The sequence below is a fragment of the Mesorhizobium sp. M2E.F.Ca.ET.219.01.1.1 genome (genome assembly GCF_004016445.2).
Lineage (GTDB): Bacteria > Pseudomonadota > Alphaproteobacteria > Rhizobiales > Rhizobiaceae > Mesorhizobium.
In genome coordinates this window covers 1-346 of sequence record NZ_SADT02000134.1, presented here as the reverse complement: position 1 = coordinate 346, position 346 = coordinate 1, and the positions used below count along the sequence as shown (strand labels likewise).

At 61.8% G+C, this 346-nt stretch carries 1 protein-coding gene; it reads right to left on the bottom strand.

Annotation, left to right across the window (positions count from 1 at the left end; genetic code table 11):
* The coding region (locus EN862_RS35245; protein ID WP_348632108.1) for an SDR family NAD(P)-dependent oxidoreductase at nucleotides 1-346 on the bottom strand (346 nt) is incomplete at both ends.

Sequence of the window (346 nt, the reverse complement as noted above, 5' to 3'; positions counted from 1 at the left end):
ATTGGTGTCGACGATGCGACGGATCTTGTTCCAGTCCTGGTCGACGAAGCCGTGACCCAGGCCGCGCCCCGCATTCAGAAAGAGCAGGTCGATATCCCGATTTCCGATCCGCGACACCAATCTGTCGGCGCCCTCCACGGTTGCCAGGTCGACCTCAAGCGCCTCGACCGCCACGTCGTGCGAAGACAGCGCCTCTGCCGCCTGCTTGATCGCCGGCTCATCGGCCGCGATGACAAGGTTATAACCGGCCTTCGAGCAGAGCTTGGCAAGTTCCTTGCCGATGCCGCTTGAGGCCCCGGTTACCACCGCGAGTTTAGTTGCCGTCATCATATCCTCCGCTCCTGAC